The following is a 25,638-nucleotide window of genomic DNA, read 5'->3' as shown; positions in this document are numbered from 1 at the left end:
ATGGACTTCACGCCCACCGAGGAGCAGGAGGCCGCGCGGGAGCTGGCCGCCCGGATCCTCGGCGACCTCGCCACGCACGAGCGGCTGGCCGCCGCCGGCACCGGCACCGACGCCGAGCTGTGGAAGGCGCTGTGCGCGGCCGGACTGCCCGGCGCCGTCGAGGAGATCGGCCTGCTCGGCCTCGTCCTCCTCCTGGAGGAGCAGGGACGGGTGACGGCCCAGGTCCCGCTCGCCGCGACCGGGGTGTACGGGATCCTCGCCGTCGCCCGGCACGGCACCGGGGAGCAGCGCGCCCGCCTCCTGCCGGGACTGCGCGAGGGCACGGCCGTCGCGACCGGGGCCTTCCCGGCGACCGGCGCCGTCACCGCGCGGGGCGGGCGGCTCACCGGCACCGTCGGCTGGGTGCCGTGGCTGCGGGACGCCGGCCACGTGCTGGTGCCGGACCGGGACCGGGTCCTGTGGCTGGTGCGGACCGGGGACGCGGAGGTCGAGGACGTCGAGCTGACCGCGCCCTGGGCGGCGGGCCGGCTGGTGCTCGACGGGGCGCCCGCCGAGCGGCTGGGGGACGGGACGGGACCGGAGGCGTACGAGGACGTGCTGGCCACCGCCCGGACCGCCTTCGCCGGACTCCAGGCGGGCGTCTGCGCCGGATCGCTGGCCCGCGCCGTGGCGCACACCTCCGTACGGGAGCAGTTCGGGCGCCCGCTGGCGACCCGGCAGGCGGTCCAGCTGCGGGCCGCCGACGCCCACATGGACACCGAGTCCATCCGGGTCACCGCCTACGAGGCGGCCTGGCGGTCCGACGCCGGACTCGACGCGGCGGGGGCCGCGCTGACCGCCGCCTGGTGGGCTTCCGAGGCGGGCAAGCGGGTCGTGCACAGCGGCCAGCACCTGCACGGCGGCACGGGCGCCGACCTCGACCACCCGGTCCACCGGCACTTCCTGTGGGGCCGTCAGCTCGACGCCTACCTGGGCCACGGCACCGAACTCCTCGCCGAACTCGGCGACCTGCTCGCGAAGGAGGGAACGGCGTGAGGACCGGTGACGCGCTGCCGCCGCTGGAGATCCCGGTGACCCGGACCCTGATCGTGGCCGGGGCCGTCGCCTCCCGCGACTACCAGGACGTGCACCACGACGCCGAGGCCGCCCGCGCGAAGGGCTCCCCCGACATCTTCATGAACATCCTGACCACCAACGGCCTCGTCGGCCGCTACGTCACCGGCCACTTCGGCCCGCGCTCGGTGCTCCGCAAGGTCGCCATCCGGCTCGGCGCCCCCAACCACCCCGGAGACACCATGACGCTGACGGGCACGGTCACCGGGGTGACCGAGGGCCCGGACGGCACCCGCACCTTCCTCGTCCGGATCACCGGGGCCAACGGCCTCGGCCACCACGTCACCGGCACGGTCGCCGTGGAGGTGCCCCGATGAGCCTGCGCCGCCCCGACGGGCTCGGCGGCCGGGCGGCCGTCGCCGGCATCGGCGCGACCGAGTTCTCCAAGGACTCCGGCCGCAGCGAGCTGTCCCTCGCCGTCGAGGCGGTGCGCGCCGCCCTCGACGACGCCGGCCTCGCCCCGGGGGACGTGGACGGGCTCGTCACCTTCACCATGGACACCAACCCCGAGATCACCGTCGCCCAGGCGGCCGGCATCGGCGAGCTGTCCTTCTTCTCCCGCGTCCACTACGGCGGCGGCGCGGCCTGCGCCACCGTCCAGCAGGCCGCGCTCGCCGTCGCCGCCGGGGTCGCCGAGGTCGTCGTCTGCTACCGGGCCTTCAACGAGCGCTCGGGCCGCCGCTTCGGCTCCGGCGTGCAGCGGCGCGAGCCCTCGGCCGAGGGCGCCGCGCTCGGCTGGCAGCTGCCCTTCGGGCTGCTCACCCCGGCCTCCTGGGTCGCCATGGCCGCCCAGCGGTACCTGTACGAGTACGGCCTCACCCCGGAGGTCTTCGGGCACGTCGCCGTCACCGACCGCCGGTACGCGGCGACCAACCCGGCGGCCTGGTTCCACGGCAAGCCGATCACCCTCGCCGACCACGCGGCCTCCCGCTGGATCGCGGAGCCGCTGCGGCTCCTCGACTGCTGCCAGGAGACCGACGGCGGCCAGGCGGTCGTCGTCACCACCCCCGAACGCGCCCGGGACCTGCGGCACCCGCCCGCCGTCGTCCTCGCGGCGGCCCAGGGCGCGGGCAGGAAGCAGGAGGCCATGACCAGCTTCTACCGGGACGGCCTGACCGGGCTGCCCGAGATGGGGGTGGTGGCGCGGCAGCTGTGGCGGACCTCGGGCCTGCGTCCCGCCGACATCGACGTGGGCATCCTCTACGACCACTTCACCCCGTTCGTGCTCATGCAGCTGGAGGAGTTCGGCTTCTGCGGGCCCGGGGAGGGCGGGGACTTCGTCGCGGCGGACGCGCTGCCGGTCAACACCCACGGGGGGCAGCTCGGCGAGGCGTACCTGCACGGCATGAACGGCATCGCGGAGGCGGTGCGGCAGCTGCGGGGCACCTCGGTGAACCAGGTGCCCGGCGCGGCCCGCGTCCTGGTCACGGCCGGCACGGGCGTGCCGACCTCGGGCCTGGTCCTGGGCACGGACGACTGAGGGCCGCCCTCGCCGGGCGCCGGTGCCGGTGCCGGTGATCCCCGCGGGGCGGCGGCGGTGGTGACGGAAGGCGGGGTTCCGTCAGGGGACCCTGACCCTGGTCCCACGGCGGCTCCACCCACAGGAGGTGGGGCCACCCCGAAGTGTCCGACTTGAGGGGGAGCACGGTTCGGGACCTGGGGCCGATCCGCCGCGCGCCCGCCGCTCCTAGCGTGGAGTCATGACCCCGCCACCCACCGGCCCCGTCTGCGCCGGCGCCTCGACGGCCGTCACCCGGGCCGCACGGCGCCCGGCCCCGCGCACCTCCCCGCGCCAGGGCCCGCACCCGTTCGCGTACCCCTCGTTCTCCTCGTTCGTGAGGGCGCGGGGGCCGCTGCTGCTGCGCACCGCCCGCTCGCTGACCGCGAACCCGAGCGATGCCGAGGACCTGCTCCAGACCGCGCTCACCAAGACCTTCGTGGCCTGGGAGCGGATCGAGGACCACCGGGCCCTCGACGGCTACGTGCGCCGCGCGCTGGTGAACACGCGCACCTCGCAGTGGCGCAAGCGCAAGGTCGAGGAGTTCGTCTGCGAGGAGCTGCCGGAGCCGTCCGGGCTGCCCGAGCCCGACCCGGCCGAGCGCCAGGTGCTGCACGACGCCATGTGGCGCGCCGTGATGAAGCTCCCGGAGCGGCAGCGGCAGATGGTCGTGCTGCGGTACTACGAGGACCTCAGCGAGGCCCAGACGGCCGAGGTGCTCGGGGTCTCCGTCGGCACGGTGAAGAGCGCGGTCTCCCGCGCCCTGGGCCGGCTGCGCGAGGACCCGGAACTCACGGCGGGCGTCGGAGCCTGAGGCCCGGCGCCGAGCGGATCATTGACATCCGCCAGTGATCACTGGCAATTTCGGTACTCCCGGGTAGTGACATACCGCTTGGTACGTGCGCAGAATCTGCACATCCTTACTGCCACGTAGGCCACGTAGCGCCCACCGGGAGGACGCCCCGTGTACAGCACCATGCAGGACGTACAGCTCACCCTCAGCCGCATCCTCGAACACGGTCGGCGGGTCCACGGCGGGTCGACCGTCACGACCTGGACGGGTGAGCCGGAGCCGCAGCGCCGCACCTTCGCCGAGATCGGCGACCGGGCCGCCCAGCTCGCCGGCGCACTCCGCGACGAGCTGGGGGTCCGGCAGGGCGAACCCGTCGCGACCCTGATGTGGAACAACGCGGAGCACGTCGAGGCGTACTTCGCCCTGCCCTCCATGGGCGCCGTCCTGCACACCCTCAACCTGCGGCTCCCCCCGGAGCAGCTGGTCTTCATCGTCGGCCACGCCGCCGACCGGGTCGTCCTCGTCAACGGCTCCCTGCTCCCCCTCCTCGCCCCGCTCCTGCCGCACCTGCCGACGGTCGAGCACGTCGTCGTCGCGGGCCCGGGCGACCGCTCGCTCCTGGAGGGCGCCGCCCCGCGCGTCCACGAGTACGAGGAGCTGATCGCCGGCCGCCCGACCGCCTACGCCTGGCCCGAGCTGGACGAGCGCAGCGCCGCCGCCATGTGCTACACCTCCGGCACCACCGGCGACCCGAAGGGCGTCGTCTACTCCCACCGCTCGATCTACCTGCACTCCATGCAGGTGAACATGACCGAGTCGATGGGCCTGACGGACCGGGACACGACCCTGGTCGTCGTCCCGCAGTTCCACGTCAACGCCTGGGGCCTGCCGCACGCCACCTTCATGACCGGCATCAACATGCTGATGCCGGACCGTTTCCTCCAGCCCGCTCCGCTCGCCGAGATGATCGAGCGCGAGAAGCCGTCCCACGCGGCCGCCGTCCCCACCATCTGGCAGGGCCTGCTCGCCGAGGTCACCGCGAACCCGCGCGACCTCTCCTCCATGAAGCAGGTCACCATCGGCGGCGCCGCGTGTCCGCCCTCCCTGATGGAGGCGTACGACCGGCTCGGCGTCCGCCTCTGCCACGCCTGGGGCATGACGGAGACCTCCCCGCTCGGCACGATGGCGCACCCGCCGGCCGGGCTGACCCCGGAGGAGGAGTGGCCGTACCGCGTCACGCAGGGACGTTTCCCCGCCGGTGTCGAGGGCCGGCTCGTCGGCCCCTCCGGCGAGCACCTGCCCTGGGACGGCGAGTCCGCCGGCGAGCTGGAGGTGCGCGGCACCTGGATCGCGGGCGCCTACTTCGGCGGCATCGGCAGCGACCCGATCCGCCCCGAGGACAAGTTCAGCGAGGACGGCTGGCTGAAGACCGGCGACGTCGGCGTGATCAGCCCCGACGGCTTCCTCACCCTCACCGACCGCGCCAAGGACGTCATCAAGTCCGGCGGCGAGTGGATCTCCAGCGTCGAACTGGAGAACGCGATCATGGCCCACCCGGCCGTCGCCGAGGCCGCCGTCGTGGCCGTCCCGGACGAGAAGTGGGGCGAGCGCCCGCTCGCGACCGTCGTCCTCAAGGAGGGCGAGACCGCCGACTACGCGACCCTGCGGGACTTCCTCGCCACCGAGGGCGGCATCGCCAAGTGGCAGCTGCCGGAGCGCTGGGCGATCGTGCCGGCGGTCCCGAAGACCAGCGTCGGCAAGTTCGACAAGAAGGTGATCCGCAGGCAGTACGCGGAGGGCGAGCTGGACGTCACCCGGCTGTAGGGCCGCGTGACACGGCCGCACCACAGGGCCGTGACGAGGCCGCAGGGCCGTGACGCGCCGTGAGGCCGGGACGCGGCTCCGCGGCCGGGACGAGGCTCTGCGGCCGGGACGAGGCTCTGCGGCCGGGACGAGGACGAGGACGAGGGGGAGGGCCGCTGAAGGGGCCCTCCCCCTCCCTCAGTTGGTGCCGATCTTCGCCAGCAGGTCGACGATCCGGGCCTGGACCTCGGCGCTGTTGGAGCGCTCGGCCAGGAAGAGGACCGTCTCGCCCGAGGACAGCTCGGGCAGCCGCTCGGCGTCGAGACCCGCCGAGGTGTAGACGACCAGCGGGGTGCGGTTGAGCTGCCCGTTCGCCCGCAGCCAGTCGATGATCCCGGCCCGCCGGCGGCGCACCTGCATGAGGTCCATGACCACCAGGTTCGGCCGGACCTCGCCGGCCGTCGCCACCGCCTCGCTGTCCGTGGCCGCGCGCACCACCTGCATCCCGCGCCGCTCCAGGGTGGCCGAGAGCGCCTCCGCGATGTGCTCGTTCTCCTCGATGATGAGGACCCGCGAGGGGTGCTGCTCGCTGTCGCGCGGCGCGAGCGCCTTGAGCAGGACGGCGGGATCGGCGCCGTACGCCTCCTCCCGGCCCGCCTGCCCGAGTCCGGCCGCGAGCAGCACCGGCACCTCGGCGGCGACGGCCGCCTGGCGCAGCGACTGGAGCGCGGTCCGGGTGATGGGCCCGGTCAGCGGGTCGACGAAGAGCGCGGCCGGGAAGGCGGCGATCTGCGCGTCGACCTCCTCGCGGGAGTGCACGATCACCGGCCGGTAGCCGCGGTCGCTCAGCGCCTGCTGGGTGGAGACGTCCGGCGCGGGCCAGACGAGCAGCCGGCGCGGGTTGTCGAGCGGCTCCGGGGGCAGTTCGTCGTCGAGGGGCAGCGGCGCGGGCCGGTTGACGACCTCGACCGCGCCGCCGGGACCGTCGAGCGGCTCGGGCCCCTCCGCGGAGCCCTCGGCGGGCGCCCCTATGGCGTAGGCGCGCCCCCGCCCCTCGGACGGCGGGTCCGGCAGGGGGGCCGGTGCGGCGGCGGGGAGCGGCGCCGGTCCCGCGGCCGGTGCCGGCGGGTCGGTCTCCGGCGGCGTCGCGAGCTTGCGCCGCCGCCCGGAACCGTTCGGGGAGGCGGCGACGGGCGTCCCGGCCTGCGCGGGCGGCGCGAAGGGCACGCCCTGCCCGAGCGTGCGCACGCTGAACGCCCGCCCCTGCGTGGAGTCCTTCGGCAGCGGAGCCGCAGCCGGAGCGGGGGCGGCCGGGGCCGGAGCCGGGCTGGGCATCGGGAGCTCGGGCGGCAGCGGTACGGACCCGGTGCCGCTCGCGCCCGTGCCCGAGGGGGCCGGCGCCGGAAGGGGGTGCGGCTGCGGGGGAGTGTGCCCGGCGGGCACGTCCCCTACGGCCTCGTGCCCCGCCCCGTCCCGTACGCCGGGAAGGGCACCGACCGCGTCCCCACCGGACGGAACCGGCATCGGACCGGGCACGGGCGGCGGTACGGGACCGGGCTGCGGTACGGGACCGGGCATCGGCGCGGGCATCGCGACCGGAGCGACCGGAGCGGCCGGAGCGGGTGGAACGGTGGGAGACACCGGGGCGGGCGGCGCGATCGGCGCGGCCGGGAGCCCCGGTGCGGCTTCGGGAGCGACGCCGGGAGCGAGGTCCGGTGCGGCGTCCGTCTCGGGCTCCGCGTCCTCGTGGTCGGTCCCGGCGGGCGGCAGCGCGAACGGCGTCCGCGGTCCCGCCTCGGCGGCGGCGGCCCGCTCCTGTGCGGCGGCGAGCGCCCGCCGCCGGCGCCCGGTCGGCCGCCCGGCGCCCTCCCCGGAAGCACCGGAGGCACTGGTCGCCCCCGGCGCCTCGATGGCGGGCACGGCGGTCACGGCGAGCGCGCCCTGCGGCGCCGTGGGCAGGGCCGGGGTCAGGGCGGGCGCGCCGGCCGGATCGGCGGGGACGCCCTGCGGCGGCACGGCCGCACCGAGCGCGGCCCGCTCCTGGGCGCCCTCGGCGGCGGTCACCACGGCGCCCTCGGCCGGACGGCCCCGGCGGCGGCCGGTCGGCCCGGCGCCCGCGGACTGCTGGGCGGGGATCAGTTCGGCGGGACCGGCGGTCTCCTCCGTACGGCCCCGGCGGCGTCCGCCACCGACCGCGGCGGCGCCGCCCTCGGGGGCGACCGGGCTCTCCAGGAAGGCGTCCGTGGACCCGCGCCGGGCCCGCCGCCGCCCCGAACCGCCGGAGGTCCCGCCGTCGGGGACCGCCCCGCCGGGGGCCTCGGCGCCGGAAGGACCGACGGGGACGGCAGGACCGGGGGCACCGGCAGGGACGGCAGGGGCAGGGGTACCGGCAGGACCGGCGGCATCGGCGGAACCGGTGGCGTCGGCGGCCCCGGAAGCCTGCGCGGGCAGCGCGAGGACGCCCGAGGGCTCTCCGGCGTCCGCGTCCTTCCCGCCGCCCCCGGGCGCGGCCTCCAGCGCGAGGCCGGGCTTGGGCGCGGGCGCGGGGACGGTCCCCCGGCCGGCTCCTATCGGCACTTCGAGGACGTACGCGCCGCCGCTCGTCCCCGGCACCTCGTGGGTCTGCACGACGCCGCCGTGCGCCTTCACGATGCCGCGCACGATGGGCCCGTGGACCGGGTCGCCGCCCGCGTACGGGCCGCGGACCTCGATGCGGACGACCTCGCCGCGCTGGGCCGCCGCGACCACGATCGTCGAGTCGGCGGGGGCCGCCGCGCCCTGCGCCGGGGCGCGGGTCTTGCCGGTGGCGTCGACCCCGGCCACGTCCGCGACGAGGTGGGCGAGCGCGGTCGTCAGCCGGCCGGCGTCGACCTCGGCCTCGATCGGCGGCGCGTGCACGGCGAACTGCGCGCGGCCCGGCCCGATCAGCTCCACGGCCGCGTCGATGCCGCCGGTCACGATCCCGTCGAGGAGCACGACCTTCCTGTCGAGCTCCTCCTCGCCCGCGTCCAGGCGCTGGTAGCCGAGGACGTTGTCGACGAGGGAGGTCATCCGGGCGTACCCGGCGACCAGGTGGTGCAGCACCTGGTTGGCCTCGGGCCACAACTGCACGCCGTCGTCGGCGGCGAGCGTGCCCAGCTCGCCGCGCAGCTCCTCCAGGGGCCCGCGCAGCGACTCGGCCAGGACGGCGGTCAGCTGGGCGTGCCGCGAGGCGAGGGCCGCGTACCGCTCGGCCTGCTCCTCGCGCTCGGCCGCGTGCCGCTCGGCCCGGTCGGCCAGCTCCGCGGCGTGCTTCTCGACCAGCTCCTCGTACGGCCTGCGGTCGGTGAAGGTCATCACGGCGCCGACGAGCTGGTCGCCGTCCCGCACCGGGGCGGTCGTCAGGTCGACGGGCACCCGCTCGCCGCCCTTCGACCACAGCACCTGGCCGCGCACGCGGTGCTTGCGCCCGGACTTGAGGGTGTCCGCGAGCGGGGACTCCTCGTACGGGAAGGGGGTGCCGTCGGCGCGCCTGGCGAGGATCAGGGGGTGCAGCTCGGCGCCGCCGAGCTCGCCGGCCCGGTAGCCGAGGATCTGCGCGAAGGCGGGGTTCACGAGGACGACCCGGCCGTCGGTGTCCGTGCCGACGACGCCCTCGGACGCGGCCCGCAGGATCATCTCGGTCTGCCGCTGCGAGCGGGCCAGTTCCGCCTCGGTGTCGAGGGTGCCGGTGAGGTCGCGGACGACGAGCATCAGCAGCTCGTCGCCGGTGTAGCCGCTGTACGAGTCGTACGCCTCGCGCCCGTCCTCCAGGCTGGCGCTGGTCACCTCGACGGGGAACTCGCCGCCGTCGGTGCGCCGGGCGACCATCCGCATCGGCTTGGTCCGGCCCCGCTCGTCGGCCGGGTCGGGCCGGCGCATCGAGCCGGGGATCAGGCGCGAGTCGAAGGTGGGCAGCAGGTCCAGCAGACCGCGCCCGACGAGCGCGGTGCCGGGGGTCTCGAACATGCCCAGGGCGATGGTGTTGGCGTTGACGACCGTGCCGTTGCAGTTGACGAGCACGAGGCCGTCCGGCAGGGCGTCGAGTATGGCTGCGAGGCGAGCAGCGCCTCGGGATGGCCTGCTGCTCACGACGACGTTTCCTCCCTGACGCCCTGCAATTGCCCGCGCGGTGTGCCCGCTGCGTGAGCCGTCCGGCATGTGCCCGGACGGCGGCCGGCCCCATCTTGCCCCTCGGGCGGCGGCCCTGTCACTGAGGGAGTCTAACGGCGCCCCCGGGCGTCAGCCCCGGACGCTCGGAAGGAGCGGCTCCGCGTTCTCCCAGCGGGCGGTCTCGCAGCCGTCCGTCCGGGAGAAGCGGGCGTCGATCCGCCGCCCCTGCCAGGTGCCCGTCACGCGGGCGGTCGCCGGCCCGCCGTACACCTGCGCGCAGATCCCGTCCGCGGGCACCGGCGCGAAGGGGTCCTCCCCGGCGCGGGCGAAGCCCTCCAGGCGCTCGCAGGCGTCCTCGGCCGCCGGGTGGTCGCCCCCCGCCCGGGCGTCGCAGGTCAGGTCCCAGCTGCCGTCGGTGGCCGGGTTCCCGCTGCCGGCGACGGTCACCGTCAGGGAGTCGGGCGGCGAGAGCAGCGGCAGCGGCGGGAGCGGCACGGCCGCGGCGGACCCGACGGCGGTGCCGGCGAGGGCGGCGGCGAGGACGAGGCTGCGCAGCAGCATGGGGCGACTCCGGGTGTGGGTGCGGATCGGGGCGCGGGCACGGCGGGCACACCGCCCCCGTCCCCTCTGACGCTTCTAACGCTGAGGACGCGCGGGCGTTGCGCAACCGGGGTGCGCCGGGCGGAGCAGCGGGAGGGGGAGACAGGAGGGAGCACGGGAGGGGCACGCGGAGAGGGGCGCGCGAAGGGGCACATGGAGAGGGGTGCGGGAGGGGGCACGCGAAGGGGGGCGCGGGAGGGGCGCGGGAGAGGGCCGGAGGACGCGCCGGGCCTTTGCCCTGGGCCCCGCCCGCCTAGTACGGTGAAAGCGATTGGTGGCACCAGGCTCGCCTGTGTCATCATCTGCACGCACCTTCCGCGCATGCGCGGGGTGCGAGGAGGCGTCGCCTAGTCCGGTCTATGGCGCCGCACTGCTAATGCGGTTTGGGCTTTATCGCCCATCGAGGGTTCAAATCCCTCCGCCTCCGCCCTCAAGGAAGCCCCGGCCCCACGGCCGGGGCTTCCGCCGTTTCCGTCACCCCGGCCGGCCGCTCCGGACCCCTCGCCCCGCCTTCCCGGTCCCGCCCTCTTGACCCCGCCCGCGCACTTCCCCCGCGCTCCCCCGCCCCGCGTGTGACCCCGGTCTCTTTCCGGGCCCTCCGACACGTTTCCGCCCTCGGAAGCGCCCGGTCCGCCCTGTCCGCCGCTCCCTCCCCGGGTGACGTTTTCGCAGGTCAGATGGGGTGGGCTAATCGGATTTCACATGACGGCGGGACTCATGTAATGTTCTTCCTGTCGCCGGGACAGCGGGCCGAAAGGGCCGGGAAACGGAGACGAGAACAAAAGAACAAGCACTCGTAGCTTAACGGATAGAGCATCTGACTACGGATCAGAAGGTTGCAGGTTCGAATCCTGCCGAGTGCACACAGGTGAGAGGCCCCGGAGAGATCCGGGGCCTCTTGCGTTGCATGGGCGTACAGCAGCGAAGTACAGCAACCGCTGCGACTGCTGGTGGGTGAGGCTCAGCCGGTGGCGGTCCCGCCCATGGCATCGGACAGCTTGCCGATCGCGGTCCGCACTTCCTCTTCGCTCGCCTCGGCGTAGACCTCCATCGTCATGGCGATCTGCGAGTGTCGCAGGATCCGCTGCGCCACCTTCGGGTGGACCTTGAGGGCGACCAGAAGCGAGCTGCACGTGTGCCGGGTGTTCCGGAGCGGGATGACGCGCACGCCGGCGCGACGGGCCCGCAGGGCGAACATCCGGGTCAGATTCCCCGGCTCGATGGGCGTGCCGTACTTCGTGGTGAAGACGAGCCCGCGGCTGTCCTGCCACAGCTCGCCGGCAGCCTTCCGATCCCCGGTCTGCTGACCACGCCGCATCCGGAGCGCCTTGAGGCAGACGGCGGGGAGGGGAAGGAAGTCGTCAGACTCCTCGGTCTTGGTCTCGCGGTGGAGGAGCTGGCGGCCGGCGCGCTGGATCTGGTGGTCCACGTAGAGCTCGCCGGTCTCGAAGTCGATCGACTCCCACGTCAGGCCCAGGACCTCACCTCGTCGGAGACCGAGGCACAGCACGAGCATCCAGGCCGCGAAGAGGTGATCGTCCCGGTCGGCCGCGTCCGCGAGGAACTGACCCGCTTCAGCGACGGACCACGGCTTGATCCGGCGACGGCGCGGCTTGGGGACCTTTACGAGGGAGGCGACGTTCTTGCCGATCTCCTCCTCGGTCACGGCGTGCGTGAGAGCGGCCCGGAGGGCGTCACGGGCGCCCTGGACGACCCGACGGGACGGGAACGCCTCGCAGCACTCCCCGGCGGCGCAGCATTTCCGACGGCCCGGCTCCCGCTTGGCGTCCTTCCCCTGCGCGCAGCACTGGCAGATGGTCGCGAGCTTGGTCAGCCACTCTCGGACGTCCCGCACGGTCAGCTTGTCGAGCCGCTTCGTGCCGAGGTGCGGGGCGATGTAGAGCCGTACGTACCCCTCGTACGAGACGTAGGAGAGCGGGGCGAGGTTGGGCTTCACGATCGAGTCGAGCCAGTAGGAGAGGAACGCGGAGAGGGTGCGGTGCCGGGTGGCGACGGGCCCCTTCTTCGCCTCGGCGTGGAGCGCGAGCCACTTCTCGTGCACCTCCTCCCGAGTCTTTCCGTAGGCGTACTTCCGGGCCCGCTTGCCGTCCGGCTTGGTGACCCAGACGTAGGCCGCATAGCCGTTCTTGTACGGGTAGATGGACCCTTCGCCGTTGCCACGCTTCCCGCTCATGCGGCCCACTCCTCGGAGCCGGCGACGACGCGCTCGACGTACTCGTCGACCCAGGCGGGAAGGATGCGGCGGTTGCGGCCGACCTTCACCGAGCGGATCTCTCCGGTGAGCACGAGCATCTTGGTCTTGGACAGCCCGAAGCCGAGCAGGGCGGCGACCTCGGCGGTCGTATGCCACTTGGGCTGAATGACGGTCGTGGTCATGCTTCCGTTCCTTCCAGGGTGAGGTGGTCGCGCAGTGCCTCGCGGGCGGTCTCGCGGTTGAGCGCGATGTCCCGGGCGATGGAGGCGGCGAGGGCGGCCTCGCCGGGGGAGTGGCCCTGGCCGGCGTAGGACCAGGAGGTGAGGACGAGGACGGTGTCCGGCTCGATGTCGTCGAGGCCGCGGGCGGCGCGTTCCTGGGCGGCGCGGTAGTCGGCGCGGGTCTGGCGGAGTTCGCCCAGGGTGGTGGAGTACTGCCGGGACTTGGTGGAGAAGTGGCCCCGGAAGCCGAGCATGTGGGCCCAGGCGAGGAGCCGACGGTCGGGGTACAGCGGGTCGAGGTCGAAGCAGGCTTCGACGAGGTGGCGGGTGTGGTCGGGGATGCCGAGGAGGGCCAGGGCCTCGCGGTTGCCGACGCGGCGGTCGAGACTGCCGGTGGTCTCGGCGGCTTTGGTGGCGTACTTGGCGATGTAGGAGGCGACGGCCTGTTCGGTGATGTCGGAGCCGTCTCCGAAGGCTTTGACGGGCCGGATGTCGAGCTGGGTGCCCCAGCGGAGGCGGCGTAACGGCTGGTCGCCGGCGGCGGGGACGGTGACGGTTGTGTACGCGTGGGTGGCGGCGGCCCGGATCGCGTCGGTGAGGCGTTCGGTGGTCGCCCACGACGGCGGGGGCGAGTCGGGACCGTCCGGCCCGTCGATGCGGATGACGGCGTGGAAGTGGACAGCGCCCCGCTTCTGGAACTCGGCGACCTTCCCGTACGAGATCCGGGCGACCTCCTTCAGCTCCCTCTGCGAGAGGCCGGCCGTGGCGGCGATCTCCCGACGGAGTCGAGTCGTGAACCTCTGCCAGAGCTGCCCGGCGTGGTTGTTGAAGAGGACGGCGGCGGCGTAGTCGTACGACTCGGGGTCGAGCGGCGAGCCGAGCGCGGCGTCGTCCTCGGTGTGGTGGAGGCCGCAGCGACAGGGCCGGGTGCCGGGACGGTTGTGGACCGGCCCGAAGGACGGGGCGGTGAGGGTGAGGAAGACGCGGGGGTGATCGCGGACGGTGGCGGGGATGTCCCGGCGGTCGTCTCCGGCGAGGCCGGCGCGGATGAGGTGGTACGTGTCGCCCGCGTAGGTCCAGGCGCAGGCGGGGCAGCGGGAGGCCCGGCGGTTGCCGCAGGCGATCCGGAGCCGGGCGCCCGGTTCGGTGTCGGTGGAGTACCGGTGCAGGGTCTCGCCGGTGGTCTTGTCCCGGGTGAGGGTCCAGCCCTGGAGGTGGATGGGGTGGGAGCAGCCGCCGGTGCGGTGGATCTGTTCCTTCCAGCGGTCGAAGCCGGGGGACCCGGCCACCCGGAGCATGTCGCCCAGGGTGGCGGTGTCGAACCCCGCCGACGAGGCGGCTGGGACGGTCATCATGGAGAGCTTCCTTCTGGTTCTGCGAGCTGGGTAGGGGCGGGGCTTCCGGGCGGCGGAGACTTGGCGGTTGAGCCGCCCGGAGGCCCGACTAGCGGTGCCTGTGCTGGCCGTTGAGGAGTGAGCGCAGGACGACGGCGCACACGGCGACCGAGGCGGCGCTGATGGCGACGGCGAGGAGCATGGAGACCAGGACCGTGCCGACGACCAGGACGGCTCCGGCGCCGCCGGCGACGACCACGGCCAGGCTGGCCGGGGTGAGGCGGACGGCGGAGGACGGCGTAGGGGCCGGGGCGTGGTGGTGGTTGCAGACCACCGGGGCGGCCGTCTGGTGGGGCGCGATGTCGGCGGTGTCGGTCGGCTGGACGAGCGGGGTGACGATGCCGGTCGGGAGCGGGTTGACCGGGATGCGCGGCTGGAACATGACGGTTCTCCCTACCTGTTGATTGTGCTGTCGATGAGCGGGGCGAGGACGCTGTCGGCGAGGAGGAAGCCACCGAGGAGGATCACGGCGACGAGCCACCAGGGCGGGCGGATGAGCTTGATACCGAGACCGCCGATGACGATCAGGGCGAGCCAGAGCGGGACGTCCACGAGACGGGCTCCTTCGGGTCAGCGGGGCGGGCAGCGGTGGGTGCGGGCGGCGAGCTGGGCGGCCGAGGAGCTGGAGTACTCGGTGGACCAGCCGCAGCCGTCGGACGTGCACACGGCGGCGTACTTGGTGCGGCCGTGGCGGTCCCGGTGGGTGCCGATCTGTACCGGGCCGATCCGCATCACGGAGTGGAAGTGATCGCGAGGGGCCATGAGGGTCTCCCTTCAGGCGAGCTGGGCGGCGATGGCAGCGGCCATCAGGGGCGGGACGCCGAGGCGAGCGCGCAGGGTCTCGGCGTCGATGGGGTAGCCGGTTCGGGCGCGGTAGTCGTCGGCGACCTTGCGGGCGTGAGCGACGAGCGCCGGCGGTACGGAGACGGGGGCGGGTTCGGGCTCCGGTGCGGGTTCCGGGACCGGCTCCGGGGAGGGGAGGGCCGGTACGGCGGCGATCTCCGGCTCGGCTACGTCATCCCGCTCGATGACCGCTTCCACGGCCGAGGGCTCCTCGGTGGCCGTGTCGAGTTCGACCGGTGCCACCGGGTGCCCAGGTGAGTGGACAAGAAGGGTCCCGCCGAGGAACGCGAGGGCAGGCCAGCCCGCGACGAGGATGCGCAGCCAGGCGGGAACGTGGTCGAGGTCGAGGAGACCGGCGGTGGCGACGTTCGCACCGAGGGACGCGGCCAGGGCGACCATGAACCACGTCCAGGCCGAGCGGGCAGGCTCACCGGCGGCCCGCGAGGTTCGCAGCCGATGCCAGGCGGCGACGAGCAAGAGATCCACGGAGACCGGGTAGGCCCAAGCCTTCCAACCGGACTGTCCGGCAGCCGCAGCCAGGTCGTGGAGGTGAGCGAAGGACAGGGCGCCGGCGATCACGGCTTGTACGAGGACGGCGTCCGGTCGGCGGATGGGACGCATCGGGGGTCCTCCTTCCGGTTTCGGGCATGGCGGGGTAGGGACCGGCGTGAAGCGGTCACGCCGCCGTGGAGCGAGGGGATTCAGGCGATCGCGGGAGCCGTGACGGTCGAGGGCGCCGCGGCTTTGCCCAGGGGTGGCAGGACGGGCCGGAAGGCGTCCAGCGCGGGGATCTCGGGTGTGCGGTGGGCGTGGGAGTTCGCGATGTTCACGGCCCGCCGGAGCGTGAGGTGGGGAGTACGGATACGGACCCACCCGCCGGAGGAGTCACCGGCGACAGCGGTACCGGGCCGGTCGGTACGGATCTGGACCGTGGCGAGGACGGCGTCCGGGGCGATGTCGCCGAAGGCCATGTTGGCGGAGGTCTCGTCGTTGACGCGGTGGGCGGTGCGGCCGGTGAGCTGGGCACGGAGCATGGTGATGCCCTTGCCGAGTTCGGAGCCGAAGCGCTGTCCGCAGATCTCCAGGTAGATGCCGGCGGCGCGGCCGAGCTGGGAGAGCCGGACGAGGGAGGTGATGATCCGATCGCGCCGCTTCTCTTCCTCCTTCGTGGCGAAGAGGGCGAGTTCAGCGACCTCATCGACCAGGAGCACGATCGGGGTAGGACGCAGGTGATCGGGCAGGTCCCAGATGTCAGCGGTGATCTCCGCATCCGGCAGATCTGCACTCAACCTCTGCTCGCGACGAATCAGCTGGTAGACGTCCTCCATGTGCTCGACCAAGGCGTCGAGGAGGTCGGCAGCGGCGTCAGGGTTATCGCCCAGGGCAGTGAACCGCCGTGCAAGCGGAGCAAGTTCAACGCCCTGCTTGCAGTCGATCCCGACCAAGGCGACGTCCAGCGGAGCGAGCGCGGCAACAAGATTGCGCTGATAGACGGACTTTCCGGACTGTGTGGCACCGACGTTCAGTGCGTGCGGGGTCTGACGGTAGTCGCGGTAGTAGACCTCCCCGTCCTCCCGCATGGCGACCGGAACGCGCATCACCCCAGCACGGGCCGTCGCGGGCATCTGCACCCGCTTGAGGACGTCGTACCCGGTCATTCGCAGCTCGACGACACCCGAACGGATCTCCCGGGCGGTGACGTTCTGCATGACGAACGAGTGCCGGAGCCGGTCCGAGGCGGCGGAGAAGTCGAACGCGTCCTGACCGGGACGCAGCTTCACCCGCAGTACGAGCCCGGTACGTGTCGGCCGCAGCCGCAGAATTCGGGGTGCCCGCGAGTCCGGGATGGGCCGGCCGGTCATTCGGGCCAACGCCAGGCGCCAGCGCGAGGGCGGGACGGTCAGCCCGCACGCGTCCATGACCGACGCGTACCGGGTGAGGATCCGCACCACGGCGAAGATGACGCCGAAGCTCATCCAGTACCAGGCCGGACGCTGCCACCGCAGCAGCAGCGCGACCGTGGCGACCAGGGCGAGGGTGACCGTTAAGGCGGTCATGGGTCAGCCGACCTTCGCGGCGGCGAGCGAGGTGACGGCGACGGCGCGGAAGCTGATGCCGTGGCGCTTCTGGCCGTTGAACTCGTTCTCCCACGGCCGGGCGACGACGCCGGTCAGGGCGACCGGGGTGCCCATGGACAGCTCCTCGGAGATGCCGGTCTTGGGCACGGTCAGGTTGAGGATCTCGGCGTTGCCGTCCATGACGAACATGACGTCGACCGTCATGAGCGGGGCACCGGTGTCCCGGTCGGTGGCGATCTCACCGGTCTGGCGGTTCGCGATCTTCGGGGCCGGGGGCTGGGCAACCATCACCATCGCGGCGGAGGTGTCGACGGGGATCTGACGCACAGTGGATCACTCCTCTATAGAGGTTGGGCTCCTTCACTCCTGTATAGGAGTGACATGAAGAAGAGTGCACCACTCCTGTACATGAGTCAACCCGCCGCGGAAAGAAACCGCAGCGGGCTGAGGGGAGTTGAGCGAGCGTCAGTCAGACGCGGGGATCCGGTACTGGAAGACGAACTGGTCAGCGGCCATGAGCGTGTCGCAGACCTCCACGACGCGATCCTTCGTGGTCACCGCATCCCGCACCAGCTGAATCACGGGGGCGCCAGGACTCAGCGCCAACTCGGACGCCTCCGCCTTCGCGGCCGGCCGAGCCTGAAGGGTCTCCACGAACTCGGCGAAGGTGTGGCCGTGGTCTTCGAGCCGGGCGTAGATGCCGCCTGGGCCCGGATTCTCGGAGAACAGCTCGGGGATGTCCTTCACCACGTCCCACGGCAGGTACGACGAGGCGGTCTCGACGGGCGTCCCGTTCCGGAAGTACAGCCGGCGCCGCGCGAGCACCTGCGTCCCCACGTCGACACCGAGCCGTTCGGCGATGTCCGCGGGTGCTTCCATGGGCCCGATGTAGAGGACGCTCACCTTGGCCGTGGCGCCGGACTGCTCGGACTCGGCGAGGTAGGCAGCCTTGCCGCCCCGCCGGTGAGAAGCGCGGAACCGATCCGAAGACCGAAGGCGTACGGGAGGCCGGTCCTTCACGATCGAGCCCTTGCCATGCCGGGTCTCGACGAGCCCGCTGGCCCGCACCTCGACCATGGCCTTACGGATGGTCCCGCCGGCGACCCCGTACCGCTCGACGAGCTCGGACTCACTCGGAACCATGTCGCCGGCCTTGAGGACGCCGGACCGGATCTGCTGGACGATCTCGTCCGCGATCTGCACGTACCGAGGTACGGCCCTGCCAGCTCCTGCTGGAGTTCCCACAGTCCTACCCACTCTCATATGCTCCTGTACATGAGTAGTGGGAGCGCGGGAACAAAGTCAACACCACTCCACTCGGTGTCCGTGGCCGGAGCGGTAGTGCGCGAAGACGGCCGCCTCCTGGCCATCCGCCGAGCGGACAACGGCACGTGGGAACTCCCGGGCGGAGTCCTCGAACTCACCGAGGCACCGGAAGCGGGCGTAGCCCGCGAGGTCCTGGAGGAGACGGGCATCCACGTCGAGGTAGACGAGCTGACGGGCGTCTACAAGAACACCACCCGCGGCATCGTCGCCCTGGTCTTCCGCTGCAAGCCCTCCGGCGGAACCGAACGAACCTCGGACGAGTCCACCGCGGTCGACTGGCTGACGCCGGCCGAGGTCGAGGAGCGCATGGCCGAGGTCTACGCGATCCGCCTCCTGGACGCCCTGGACGAAAACGGCCCCCACGTCCGCAGCCACGACGGCCGCCACCTGATCACGCACCAGTGAGCAGGCAGTGGTCAGGGCGGATGACCCGCGAGGAAGCGATCCCCCTCGTCGAGCGCCTCATGGCCCCAGAGACGTCCGAGGAAGAGTCCTCCCAGATCCTGGCCACCCTTGAACAGGGCCTCTCCTGCCCGCACATCAGCGACTACATCTTCTGGGACCCGGACCCCGAGCTGACGCCTGAGAAGGTCATCAACAGGGCCATGGCCTACAAGCCGTTCGCCCTCTGAGGGCAGCGCGGTAAGACTTTCTCTACTTCATCAAGGCACCCGCCGCGCACGGCGCGGCGCGCGCGGCCCGTCGCCCGGGCCTGCGCTCCTGTCTCCGCCCCGCTCCAGCCCGGCCGCCGACCGCACGCCTGACAGCTCGGGTTGATGGGTGACGAACCCACGACGATGTGGCGGAGGCGGTACGCGAGTGCGGCTCCAGACGATGCCTCCGGCGGGGGCGCTCAGGCTCCGGGATGGCGGGGGTTCCGTTCGCGGGTGCCGGCCGTGGGGTGTGGCGGTGGGACTCCCATCCCGCCTGCCGTCGACCCAGGCAGAGCCGAGCAGACACGGCACCGGGCGTCCAGGTCGTTCGTCCAGTTGGGCGCTCCACCTGGACGCCCGGTGCCGCGCCTGCTCCACGGTGTGTGGGTCGACGGCAGACGGGATGGGAGTCGGGGTAGGTGGTGGGCGGACGCCGGGCGGCTTCACTCGCTTGTGGATCTCCGTAAATCTATCCGCCCAAGCACCTCATAGCTCTACGCTGTGCACATGAATAATTACGAAAAGTGCCCAGTGATTTCCTCGCATAAGCGCTTGATGGACTGCCATGCGATGTGGCACGCAATGGCGGACTCGTACATGCAACCCGATACCTTTCGGATGCATCTAAATTCTTTGATCCAAGGGCTGCGCAACGTTACATTCCTGCTTCAAAAGCAGAAGAGTGAACTCCCAAACTTTGAAACTTGGTATACGAGATTTCAGGAAGAGGCAAAGGCTGATCCGATCATGCGGTGGGTGGTGAAATCTCGAAACAGAGTGGTTAAGGAGTCCGACCTGGAACTCCTTAGTGAGGTGAAGGTGCGATGGGTGGCGGACTGGGCAAACAAGAAGGAGCGAAAGTTCACATTCCCGCCACGAATGCCTTCAGAGGCGATCCTCGGGTCGCTTTTGGCGACTCCGGGCAATAGGCGTGTTGGAGTAGTCACGGTATCGCGCAGATGGGTGGATAGCGGTCTTCCGGACCGTGAACTGATGAGCGCCACCAGAGAGGCGTTTATCACTCTGAGTAGCCTCCTCGCTGACGCGCACGAGGCCTTCGGGGCCGGCTCTTGCGGGCTGGGGGAACGCGATCCGGAATGCGTTAGTGACGTGCTTGTGCGAGATCCGCTGAATTGCATGGACATCAACCCGGGCCAGCTTCAGGAGCACTTGGATCTTAGCGCCATGCGGGGAATCGATGAAGTTCTTACGCCGATCTCGTATGACGAAGGAAAGGCGGCCAAAGCGCGGAAGCGCTATGGGGTGAACGACTTCACTCGGGGGAATCCCATTGAGATCGCCCCCCAGATGATGGACCACGCCCGGAGTGTGTTGGCGCGAGATAAGAGCCATATGAATGTGGTGTGGCTATTCCGAGGTGACGAAGTAGTTGAATTCATGTCGCCAAACTATGCTGACCAGAACGCAAAATATTTGGCCTTTCACAGGATTGCCGACAGGGTTGAGACCCATAGAGCAGACGGAATCTTGCTCATCGCTGAAATGTGGTACGTCAACGATTACAAGTATGACGACCAGGGGAAAGTGATCCCCGCCAGGGACCGCGGTAAGGATCGTCGGGAAGCCTTGCATGTCCTTTCTGCGACACGCGATGGTCGAGTGGCCTCATTGATCGCACCTTTCTCGCGAAAGCTTCTCGGGGGGATTCAACTGGAGGACACGTTCGCGGAGGGTGACGTAGAGTACTCGTCCCTTGGGATCCTCACTCCGATCATTGAACGATGGCGTGAAATGGAAAATGAAAGTTCCGAGTCGACCGCGACAGAGTAGAAGTCCTTCTTCCCTCGTGCGCAGTGAAGCCCCGGATTCGGGCCCGGGGCTTCACTATCCTTGTGCGTCGGTGCTAGCCGAAGGCCGCCGCCTGCAGCCGGGGGACCCCGTCTTCCACTCCACGCAAGGCGGGATCCGGCGTCGGGAGGCGGTGGCCGCGGCTTACTGCCACGCGGAGCGCGTCCCGTAGGGCATCGGCGAGGTCCCGCACCAGGAGGCGCAGCTCTTCCGGGTCCGACTTCTCGTCAGTGAGTACCTCCCGGGTGTGCTCAAGGAGTTCGGCGCCGACGTTGAGTTGGGCTCCTTCGGCCTGGTCGGCCAGACGGGACAGCAGACCGCCGGTGTCGTCGGTGCTGAGGAAGCAGGTCTTGCCGTCTGGGCCCGACCACGGGAGGAGTCGGAGCTCGTTGTGGGGCGTCATCCTTACGCCGTCCTCTCTTCGGTTGTGGGGTGAGTGGTGAAGACCGCTTCCGCTCGGTCGCCGGGGAGGACTAGCCGTGCCGCCTCGACGATGCGGCCGGTGGTGTCGGTAGCCACGCGGGTGACTTCCAGGACGGCAAGGGTCGAGCTGATCCGGAGCGTCGTCGCTTCCACCGGTGTCGGGAGGCGAGCGCAGACTTTCTCCTGGACTTCGGCCAGTAGTGGGCGGGGCTTGGCCAGCAGCGTTACCAGCTCCTCGGGCGTAGACGACTCGCCAGGTACGTCGGCCGGCGCCAGGTCGCGGGGGATGTAGACGCAGGCCAGGCTGTGTGGCGACGTCCCGTCGTGACTCAGACAGCGGAACTCGGTCAGGGGACTGCCTACCGGAACCCGCAGCAAGGCGGCCAGGTGTCCTCGTGCCCTCAGCTTGGTGGTGCGGATGCTGACGTGCAGAGTCGCGTTCGCTGGTGTGCGGCCGCCGCCGAGGTACGTGATCCTGCGGAGGGGGTAGCGCACGAAGTTCCCCTTGCCGTGGACCTTTTCCACGAGACCTTCGGCTTGGAGCAGCGCGAGCGCGTTTCGCAGAGTCGGTGTGCTTACCGTGTAGCGGGCGGCGAGCTGGGCCTCCGAGGGGAGGCGTTCGCCGGCTTTGATCTGACCCGTCGCGATCTGGGTCCTGAGGTCATCGGCGATGACGTGACGGCGAGAAGCCACGGCGCTGATCACCCACCCTCTGCATCCGGAGGGCGATGAGTCGGCTTCGGGCGTGCAGGGTCAGAAGTTCGCCCGACTCGAAGCGGAGTCGCTTGGCCCCGCCGGGCAGGTGGAGGAGGTCGGCGACGCGGCACGGCTGGCCGCCTATCTGGATGACGTCGCCGAGCCGGACGGTAGCGGCCGTGACTTCGATCGAGATGGCCATGGCACTGCTGGGTACCCAAGTGCTCATTGGCCACCGCCCGTCGGTGAAGTCGTGCGGTGGCATGAGCAGGTGCAGGTCTCGAAGACCACCGGGATGTCCACGGGCGCCACGGCAGGGCTCGCGTGCTCGCACTCGTGGTGGGAGCCGATGCGGCACGTGTTGGAGCGGTACGGGGCGGAGGTCCGGTCGCTCGGCACTTGCGTGCGGTGGACCCGGGGCGTCATGCCGTGACCTCCACCGGCGCCCAGCAGCCGATGCCCGCAAGCATGGCCGTGTCCGCCATCGTGCGCCTCGCCCGTTTTTCGGCCGCCGTCACGTATGGGCGGACGAGTGCCGTCTCCTCCCCGGCCAGGACGTCCCAGTTGCGTGCGTCGAGCCGTTGTGACGCTTGGCCGAGGTGAATCACCTTCGGGCGGGCTGGAATTGCGGGGTGCGCGCGGCGCCGGCTCTTCGTTCTCCGGTGCTGTGCTCTGGTGCGGCTGAGAGCGCCGCGGATACGGTTGAACATGCTGATCAGCTCCTCAGGGCTGATGGCCGTGCCCCCGGACGGCGTCCACCGTCGCGGGGGCTTTGTCGTTGACTCCGGCCCAGACGCTGCGGCCGTCCGCGCTGCTGTCGACGAGTCCGAATGAGTCGGCCACCGCCAGCGTTGCGAGGAGCTCTTGCCATTGCTCGGGAGCGAGGAGGTGTGGGACGTGCCCCTCCACGTGGATCCAGCCCTTGGTGCGCGTCACGGCGGAAGTGACGCCCAGGGCGGCGAGTCGGGTGGTCATGCGGTCGACGCGACTCTCGGGGGATAACGCGAGGCCTTCCCTCTGCTGCACCTGACCCCCTCCGCAAGCTAGATAGCTAAGAGCAAGCTAGTTATCTAGATTAGAGGTAGTGGTCTAGGTTTTCCATATGCGTGAGCAGCCGCCGTACCTCCACATCGCTGACGTGCTACGACAGCGCATCACCGACCAGGAATGGACGCCGGGAGACCGGCTGCCGTCCCGTGCGCAGCTGGCGCAGGAGTGTGGAGTGGGTGAGGCCGTCATCCGTCGGGCCCAAGAGACGCTCATCGCGCAGGGTGTTCTGGAAGGGCGGGCGGGCTTCGGAACCTACGTCGCGGAGCCGCGGGAGCGGCTGCGCATGGTTCGCTCGCGGCAGCAGGAGCACACCGATGGCTCGCTGTTCCGCGCGGAGATGGCTGCGCTCGGCAAGAAGGGGACTTGGGAGAGCCGCAGCGAAGCGATGGTGCCGGCCCCGGTAGACATCGCCGCGCGTCTGAACATTCCTGAGGCGGACTACTGCGTGCGCACGTCGTACGAGTACTTGGCCGACGGCAAGCCCGTGCTTGTGTCGACGAGTTGGGAGCCGTACAGCATCACGTCCGGCACGCTTGCGGTTCTGCCCGAGGGCGGGCCGTACGCGGGGATGGGCGTCGTGCGCCGCATGGCGGAGATCGGAATCACGGTCAGCCGCGCGGTGGAGCAGCCGGAGCCGCGGCAGGCGTCTGCCGAGGAGGCGTCGCTCCTGGGTATCCAGAAGGGCGCTCTCGTCACGCACATCCGGCGGACCTACTACAGCGATCAGGGGCAGCCCGTCGAGACGGCGGACATCGTCGTGCCGGCAGCGCTGTGCGAGATCGTCTACGAGGTCCCCATCAATCTCTAGCAGGGCCAGTGCCACCGCCGAGAGAGCTGGCAGGATGCCGAGCATGGAAGCGGCCTTGAAGACCCTGGAGCATGAGTTCCATTCCGAACCCGGGAGTTTCCTACTGGGGCTGCGATGCGATCTCGTCTGGGATCGGGATGCCTTCTCCAGGCTGGAGAAGGCCATGCGTGCAGTGTGCGAACACCTGAAGGGTGCTGAGCACCTTCCGCGGTGGCTGGCAGAGGGGTACTACCAGGTAGCGACCGAGGTTCCCTCGTGGACAGCCCACCCCAACTTCCCGAGGCCAGAGCCTGAGGACTACTACGCGTCCTGCATCGAGCGGTTGACGGACTTGGCGGACTGGTTCTTTCGAGGCTGGCATGCGTACTTGGAGCCACACGTCTGGACGGAACTGTAGGAAGTCTTCGGGACGTTTCCGGAGGAGGCAGGGGGTCGTATGGAATCGGTCGGCTATCTGATCGGTGCCCTCATGTGGGGCGTACCTGTGGCAACGCTGTTGATGGGGGTGTGTGTCGCGGGTGCTGTCGTGAGATGGCGGCGCAAGGCCATCGCGGCTTTGGAGCGTGCCGAGCAGGACGAGGGCGTACAGCAGCGCGGTACCGCAACCCCAACAACCGCCCCCGTCCGGCAGTGCCCCTTCAGGGCCTCAGAGCGGCCCGTATGACCCCCGCTGACCGATCCGGCTAGAGCTACGGATCAGAAGGTTGCAGGTTCGAATCCTGCCGAGTGCACAGAGTCGAGAGGCCCCGGACATCGGTCCGGGGCCTCTCGCGTTGTGTTCCGCGGCGCGGAGGCGTTGCCAGGGGGGCGAGGTGTGGGGTTAGGTTCTGGTGATCGTCTTTTTGACTGAAAAGTGGGGGGTAAGGGCATGGCGCTCTTCGGCAACGCACACGCGATCGACCCGGCGCAGGCGCAGCAGGACTACGCGCGGCTGCTCGGCCAGGGGGAGCAGGTGCACGCCGCGTACCTGCTGATCCGCGACACCATCTTCTTCACGGACCGGCGGCTCGTGCTCGTCGACAAGCAGGGCATCACCGGCAAGAAGGTCGAGTACCACTCGATCCCGTACCGCAGCATCACGCACTTCGCCGTCGAGACGGCCGGCACCTTCGACCTCGACGCCGAGCTGAAGATCTGGATCTCGGGCCAGCCGCTGCCCGTCACCAAGACCTTCACCAAGGGCGTGGACATCTACGAGGTGCAGGCGATCCTCACGCAGTTCGTCGCCCGCTGACGACCGCGGAACCCCGTACGAAGGCCCTGGGTTTGCCCGGGGCCTTCCCCTTTTGGGTGAACCCGTCCGATGTGCATGTCATTTGAATATGCCTTCGGCCTAACGTGCGCGGTGGAGGTGATGATCGTGGACGCGATCGACATCGATGACTTCGTACGGGCCGCCGCCGGGGGCGCGTTGAGGCGACTGACCGCCGTCGACGGGGCGCACTGGTTCCCCCTCGTGGACGTGGCCCGGCGGCTCGGGTACGCGGGGCCGCGCGAGGCGCTGAGGACCGTGACGCTGCCGGTCTGGTGCCTGGCACCGGCCCGCGAACTGGCCCCCGACGCGGAGATACTCGCGCGCAGCGGCATCCGCGGCACCGCCCGCATGGTGAGCCTCGCCGGGCTCGTGCAGCTCGTCACCGCCTGCCGCTCCCCCGAGGCCGGGCCGTTCCGGGCCTGGGTGGGCGAGCTGGTGGCCGAGGTGCAGCGGCACGGCGGCTACGGACTCGAACCGGCGCCCGCGCACGGCGGGTTCGTGCTGCCGCCCGAGCTCGTCGACGTCCTCGTCCGGCTGGAGGGCCGGTTCGACGAGGAGGAGGCCGACCTCGCCGAGTACGCGGAACTGCTGCGGGAGACGCGGCGGAGCCTCTCAAGGGTCGCCGACTCCCTTGAGCGCTCGTTCGCCGTGCCCCGCCAGCGCGGCGCCGGAGGGGCCCCGACGCTCAGCGCGCAGGAACTCGTCGAGTCCTGGGAGATCAGCGGCGACATGCGGGCCGTCGCCAGCTTCCTCGCCCCCGCCCTGATCCGCGGCGGCGTCCGCTGCCGCCCCCAGGACGTCACCCGGCGCACCGGCCTCTCCGGCGACCGGGTCCGCGACTGCGTCCGGCTGCTCATCGAGCGCGGCTGCATGCGCGAGGTCGGCCACCCCCGCCCGGACGGCACCAGGATCTACGTCCTCCCCTGACA

Annotated in this window: 29 protein-coding genes and 2 tRNA genes; 14 read left to right on the top strand and 17 right to left on the bottom strand. The window is 71.2% G+C overall.

Annotated features, from left to right (window positions below; translation table 11 throughout):
• From IE326_RS11740 to IE326_RS11720, 5 genes are all read left to right on the top strand, one after another.
• Complete coding sequence (locus tag IE326_RS11740) at window positions 1-1,035, top strand: acyl-CoA dehydrogenase family protein (RefSeq protein ID WP_150229715.1); 1,035 nt, start codon at window positions 1-3, stop codon at window positions 1,033-1,035.
• Window positions 1,032-1,430, top strand: a complete 399-nt coding sequence (locus IE326_RS11735; protein WP_190041474.1) for a MaoC/PaaZ C-terminal domain-containing protein — start codon at window positions 1,032-1,034, stop codon at window positions 1,428-1,430. The genes IE326_RS11740 and IE326_RS11735 overlap by 4 nt, the downstream gene beginning before the upstream one ends.
• The gene (locus IE326_RS11730; RefSeq protein WP_150229719.1) at window positions 1,427-2,593 is read left to right on the top strand and encodes a lipid-transfer protein; all 1,167 of its coding nucleotides are present in this window, start codon (window positions 1,427-1,429) and stop codon (window positions 2,591-2,593) included. The genes IE326_RS11735 and IE326_RS11730 overlap by 4 nt, the downstream gene beginning before the upstream one ends.
• A 220-nt stretch (window positions 2,594-2,813) precedes the next feature.
• Entirely contained in the window at window positions 2,814-3,425 is a 612-nt protein-coding gene (locus IE326_RS11725; RefSeq protein ID WP_150229721.1) for a SigE family RNA polymerase sigma factor, read from the top strand.
• A gap of 150 nt (window positions 3,426-3,575) precedes the next feature.
• Window positions 3,576-5,228 (top strand): long-chain fatty acid--CoA ligase, encoded by a 1,653-nt coding sequence (locus IE326_RS11720; RefSeq protein ID WP_150229724.1) that lies wholly within the window; start codon window positions 3,576-3,578, stop codon window positions 5,226-5,228.
• Between the two features lie 177 nt (window positions 5,229-5,405).
• Here the strand turns inward: IE326_RS11720 and IE326_RS11715 are convergent, their stop codons facing one another.
• Both IE326_RS11715 and IE326_RS11710 read right to left on the bottom strand, forming a co-directional pair.
• The gene (locus IE326_RS11715) at window positions 5,406-9,317 is read right to left on the bottom strand and encodes a PAS domain-containing protein (RefSeq protein ID WP_190041473.1); all 3,912 of its coding nucleotides are present in this window, start codon (window positions 9,315-9,317) and stop codon (window positions 5,406-5,408) included.
• 150 nt (window positions 9,318-9,467) lie between these two features.
• Entirely contained in the window at window positions 9,468-9,896 is a 429-nt protein-coding gene (locus IE326_RS11710; protein ID WP_373310227.1) for an SSI family serine proteinase inhibitor, read from the bottom strand.
• A gap of 378 nt (window positions 9,897-10,274) precedes the next feature.
• Between IE326_RS11710 and IE326_RS11705 the strand changes: the two genes are divergently transcribed.
• Window positions 10,275-10,365, top strand: a tRNA-Ser gene (locus IE326_RS11705).
• Window positions 10,366-10,728: 363 nt separating this feature from the next.
• A tRNA-Arg gene (locus IE326_RS11700) sits at window positions 10,729-10,801 on the top strand.
• 98 nt (window positions 10,802-10,899) lie between these two features.
• On the opposite strand, the gene IE326_RS11695 is transcribed toward IE326_RS11700, so the two are convergent.
• The 10 genes from IE326_RS11695 to IE326_RS11650 all read right to left on the bottom strand — a co-directional run bounded on the left by IE326_RS11695 (window position 10,900) and on the right by IE326_RS11650 (window position 17,952).
• Window positions 10,900-12,132 (bottom strand): site-specific integrase, encoded by a 1,233-nt coding sequence (locus tag IE326_RS11695; protein ID WP_506417383.1) that lies wholly within the window; start codon window positions 12,130-12,132, stop codon window positions 10,900-10,902.
• Window positions 12,129-12,335 carry an excisionase family DNA-binding protein gene (locus IE326_RS11690; RefSeq protein WP_190041471.1) on the bottom strand — a complete coding sequence of 69 codons (207 nt, stop codon included), beginning with the start codon at window positions 12,333-12,335 and terminating at the stop codon, window positions 12,129-12,131. Before IE326_RS11690 ends, IE326_RS11695 begins: the two co-directional genes overlap by 4 nt.
• Complete coding sequence (gene repSA, locus IE326_RS11685) at window positions 12,332-13,729, bottom strand: replication initiator protein RepSA (protein WP_190041470.1); 1,398 nt, start codon at window positions 13,727-13,729, stop codon at window positions 12,332-12,334. The genes IE326_RS11690 and repSA overlap by 4 nt, the downstream gene beginning before the upstream one ends.
• Window positions 13,730-13,817: 88 nt before the next feature.
• Entirely contained in the window at window positions 13,818-14,150 is a 333-nt protein-coding gene (locus IE326_RS11680; RefSeq protein WP_190041469.1) for a SpdD-like protein, read from the bottom strand.
• Between the two features lie 11 nt (window positions 14,151-14,161).
• Window positions 14,162-14,320, bottom strand: a complete 159-nt coding sequence (locus IE326_RS11675) for a hypothetical protein (protein ID WP_190041468.1) — start codon at window positions 14,318-14,320, stop codon at window positions 14,162-14,164.
• A gap of 18 nt (window positions 14,321-14,338) precedes the next feature.
• Window positions 14,339-14,530, bottom strand: coding sequence for a mobile element transfer protein (locus IE326_RS11670; RefSeq protein ID WP_190041467.1), 192 nt, complete (start codon window positions 14,528-14,530; stop codon window positions 14,339-14,341).
• A 12-nt stretch (window positions 14,531-14,542) separates the two neighbouring features.
• Window positions 14,543-15,232, bottom strand: coding sequence for a DUF2637 domain-containing protein (locus IE326_RS11665; RefSeq protein ID WP_190041466.1), 690 nt, complete (start codon window positions 15,230-15,232; stop codon window positions 14,543-14,545).
• Between the two features lie 80 nt (window positions 15,233-15,312).
• Window positions 15,313-16,668 (bottom strand): FtsK/SpoIIIE domain-containing protein, encoded by a 1,356-nt coding sequence (locus IE326_RS11660; protein WP_190041465.1) that lies wholly within the window; start codon window positions 16,666-16,668, stop codon window positions 15,313-15,315.
• A 3-nt stretch (window positions 16,669-16,671) separates the two neighbouring features.
• Window positions 16,672-17,016 carry an SCO3933 family regulatory protein gene (locus IE326_RS11655; protein WP_030688073.1) on the bottom strand — a complete coding sequence of 115 codons (345 nt, stop codon included), beginning with the start codon at window positions 17,014-17,016 and terminating at the stop codon, window positions 16,672-16,674.
• Window positions 17,017-17,154: 138 nt separating this feature from the next.
• Entirely contained in the window at window positions 17,155-17,952 is a 798-nt protein-coding gene (locus IE326_RS11650; RefSeq protein WP_190041464.1) for a GntR family transcriptional regulator, read from the bottom strand.
• Between IE326_RS11650 and IE326_RS11645 the strand changes: the two genes are divergently transcribed.
• The 3 genes from IE326_RS11645 (at window position 17,953) to IE326_RS11635 (ending at window position 20,459) form a co-directional block, all read left to right on the top strand.
• Window positions 17,953-18,420, top strand: coding sequence for an NUDIX hydrolase (locus tag IE326_RS11645; protein ID WP_190041463.1), 468 nt, complete (start codon window positions 17,953-17,955; stop codon window positions 18,418-18,420).
• A gap of 20 nt (window positions 18,421-18,440) precedes the next feature.
• Window positions 18,441-18,647, top strand: coding sequence for a bacteriocin immunity protein (locus IE326_RS11640; RefSeq protein WP_190041462.1), 207 nt, complete (start codon window positions 18,441-18,443; stop codon window positions 18,645-18,647).
• A 528-nt stretch (window positions 18,648-19,175) separates the two neighbouring features.
• On the top strand, window positions 19,176-20,459 hold the full coding sequence (locus IE326_RS11635; protein WP_190041461.1) for an Ea47 family protein: 1,284 nt from the start codon (window positions 19,176-19,178) through the stop codon (window positions 20,457-20,459).
• 73 nt (window positions 20,460-20,532) lie between these two features.
• On the opposite strand, the gene IE326_RS11630 is transcribed toward IE326_RS11635, so the two are convergent.
• The 5 genes from IE326_RS11630 to IE326_RS11610 form a co-directional block, all read right to left on the bottom strand.
• Complete coding sequence (locus IE326_RS11630; RefSeq protein ID WP_190041460.1) at window positions 20,533-20,880, bottom strand: hypothetical protein; 348 nt, start codon at window positions 20,878-20,880, stop codon at window positions 20,533-20,535.
• Window positions 20,881-20,882: 2 nt separating this feature from the next.
• The gene (locus tag IE326_RS11625) at window positions 20,883-21,605 is read right to left on the bottom strand and encodes a GntR family transcriptional regulator (protein ID WP_229915298.1); all 723 of its coding nucleotides are present in this window, start codon (window positions 21,603-21,605) and stop codon (window positions 20,883-20,885) included.
• Window positions 21,562-21,798: a hypothetical protein gene (locus tag IE326_RS11620; protein WP_308440308.1), complete on the bottom strand. Its 237-nt coding sequence runs from the start codon at window positions 21,796-21,798 to the stop codon at window positions 21,562-21,564. The genes IE326_RS11625 and IE326_RS11620 overlap by 44 nt, the downstream gene beginning before the upstream one ends.
• A gap of 220 nt (window positions 21,799-22,018) precedes the next feature.
• The gene (locus IE326_RS11615) at window positions 22,019-22,306 is read right to left on the bottom strand and encodes a hypothetical protein (RefSeq protein WP_190041458.1); all 288 of its coding nucleotides are present in this window, start codon (window positions 22,304-22,306) and stop codon (window positions 22,019-22,021) included.
• A gap of 13 nt (window positions 22,307-22,319) precedes the next feature.
• Window positions 22,320-22,571, bottom strand: coding sequence for a hypothetical protein (locus IE326_RS11610; protein ID WP_189835522.1), 252 nt, complete (start codon window positions 22,569-22,571; stop codon window positions 22,320-22,322).
• Window positions 22,572-22,698: 127 nt separating this feature from the next.
• Between IE326_RS11610 and IE326_RS11605 the strand changes: the two genes are divergently transcribed.
• The 4 genes from IE326_RS11605 to IE326_RS11590 all read left to right on the top strand — a co-directional run bounded on the left by IE326_RS11605 (window position 22,699) and on the right by IE326_RS11590 (window position 25,636).
• Window positions 22,699-23,454 carry a GntR family transcriptional regulator gene (locus IE326_RS11605; RefSeq protein ID WP_190041457.1) on the top strand — a complete coding sequence of 252 codons (756 nt, stop codon included), beginning with the start codon at window positions 22,699-22,701 and terminating at the stop codon, window positions 23,452-23,454.
• Between the two features lie 43 nt (window positions 23,455-23,497).
• Window positions 23,498-23,851, top strand: coding sequence for a hypothetical protein (locus tag IE326_RS11600; protein ID WP_190041456.1), 354 nt, complete (start codon window positions 23,498-23,500; stop codon window positions 23,849-23,851).
• A gap of 471 nt (window positions 23,852-24,322) precedes the next feature.
• Window positions 24,323-24,688: a PH domain-containing protein gene (locus tag IE326_RS11595; RefSeq protein ID WP_030752358.1), complete on the top strand. Its 366-nt coding sequence runs from the start codon at window positions 24,323-24,325 to the stop codon at window positions 24,686-24,688.
• A 126-nt stretch (window positions 24,689-24,814) separates the two neighbouring features.
• On the top strand, window positions 24,815-25,636 hold the full coding sequence (locus IE326_RS11590) for a BRO family protein (RefSeq protein ID WP_150232902.1): 822 nt from the start codon (window positions 24,815-24,817) through the stop codon (window positions 25,634-25,636).
• The last annotated feature ends 2 nt before the right edge of the window (window positions 25,637-25,638 follow it).

This window comes from Streptomyces filamentosus (assembly GCF_014654895.1).
Lineage (GTDB): Bacteria > Actinomycetota > Actinomycetes > Streptomycetales > Streptomycetaceae > Streptomyces > Streptomyces filamentosus.
Note: the sequence above shows the minus strand (reverse complement) of the source record. Positions and strands in the feature narration are given on the sequence as shown.

Coding starts and splice junctions, on each gene's coding strand:
- IE326_RS11640 (WP_190041462.1), top strand. CDS start 18,441: ATGACCCGCGAGGAAGCGATCCCCCTCGTCGAGCGCCTCATGGCCCCA.
- IE326_RS11615 (WP_190041458.1), bottom strand. CDS start 22,306: ATGTTCAACCGTATCCGCGGCGCTCTCAGCCGCACCAGAGCACAGCAC.
- IE326_RS11645 (WP_190041463.1), top strand. CDS start 17,953: ATGCTCCTGTACATGAGTAGTGGGAGCGCGGGAACAAAGTCAACACCA.
- IE326_RS11670 (WP_190041467.1), bottom strand. CDS start 14,530: ATGGCCCCTCGCGATCACTTCCACTCCGTGATGCGGATCGGCCCGGTA.
- IE326_RS11630 (WP_190041460.1), bottom strand. CDS start 20,880: ATGACGCCCCACAACGAGCTCCGACTCCTCCCGTGGTCGGGCCCAGAC.
- IE326_RS11660 (WP_190041465.1), bottom strand. CDS start 16,668: ATGACCGCCTTAACGGTCACCCTCGCCCTGGTCGCCACGGTCGCGCTG.
- IE326_RS11605 (WP_190041457.1), top strand. CDS start 22,699: ATGCGTGAGCAGCCGCCGTACCTCCACATCGCTGACGTGCTACGACAG.
- IE326_RS11600 (WP_190041456.1), top strand. CDS start 23,498: ATGGAAGCGGCCTTGAAGACCCTGGAGCATGAGTTCCATTCCGAACCC.
- IE326_RS11680 (WP_190041469.1), bottom strand. CDS start 14,150: ATGTTCCAGCCGCGCATCCCGGTCAACCCGCTCCCGACCGGCATCGTC.
- IE326_RS11595 (WP_030752358.1), top strand. CDS start 24,323: ATGGCGCTCTTCGGCAACGCACACGCGATCGACCCGGCGCAGGCGCAG.
- IE326_RS11740 (WP_150229715.1), top strand. CDS start 1: ATGGACTTCACGCCCACCGAGGAGCAGGAGGCCGCGCGGGAGCTGGCC.
- IE326_RS11665 (WP_190041466.1), bottom strand. CDS start 15,232: ATGCGTCCCATCCGCCGACCGGACGCCGTCCTCGTACAAGCCGTGATC.
- IE326_RS11725 (WP_150229721.1), top strand. CDS start 2,814: ATGACCCCGCCACCCACCGGCCCCGTCTGCGCCGGCGCCTCGACGGCC.
- repSA (WP_190041470.1), bottom strand. CDS start 13,729: ATGATGACCGTCCCAGCCGCCTCGTCGGCGGGGTTCGACACCGCCACC.
- IE326_RS11730 (WP_150229719.1), top strand. CDS start 1,427: ATGAGCCTGCGCCGCCCCGACGGGCTCGGCGGCCGGGCGGCCGTCGCC.
- IE326_RS11620 (WP_308440308.1), bottom strand. CDS start 21,798: ATGGCCATCTCGATCGAAGTCACGGCCGCTACCGTCCGGCTCGGCGAC.
- IE326_RS11610 (WP_189835522.1), bottom strand. CDS start 22,571: ATGACCACCCGACTCGCCGCCCTGGGCGTCACTTCCGCCGTGACGCGC.
- IE326_RS11695 (WP_506417383.1), bottom strand. CDS start 12,132: ATGAGCGGGAAGCGTGGCAACGGCGAAGGGTCCATCTACCCGTACAAG.
- IE326_RS11635 (WP_190041461.1), top strand. CDS start 19,176: ATGAATAATTACGAAAAGTGCCCAGTGATTTCCTCGCATAAGCGCTTG.
- IE326_RS11650 (WP_190041464.1), bottom strand. CDS start 17,952: ATGAGAGTGGGTAGGACTGTGGGAACTCCAGCAGGAGCTGGCAGGGCC.
- IE326_RS11690 (WP_190041471.1), bottom strand. CDS start 12,335: ATGACCACGACCGTCATTCAGCCCAAGTGGCATACGACCGCCGAGGTC.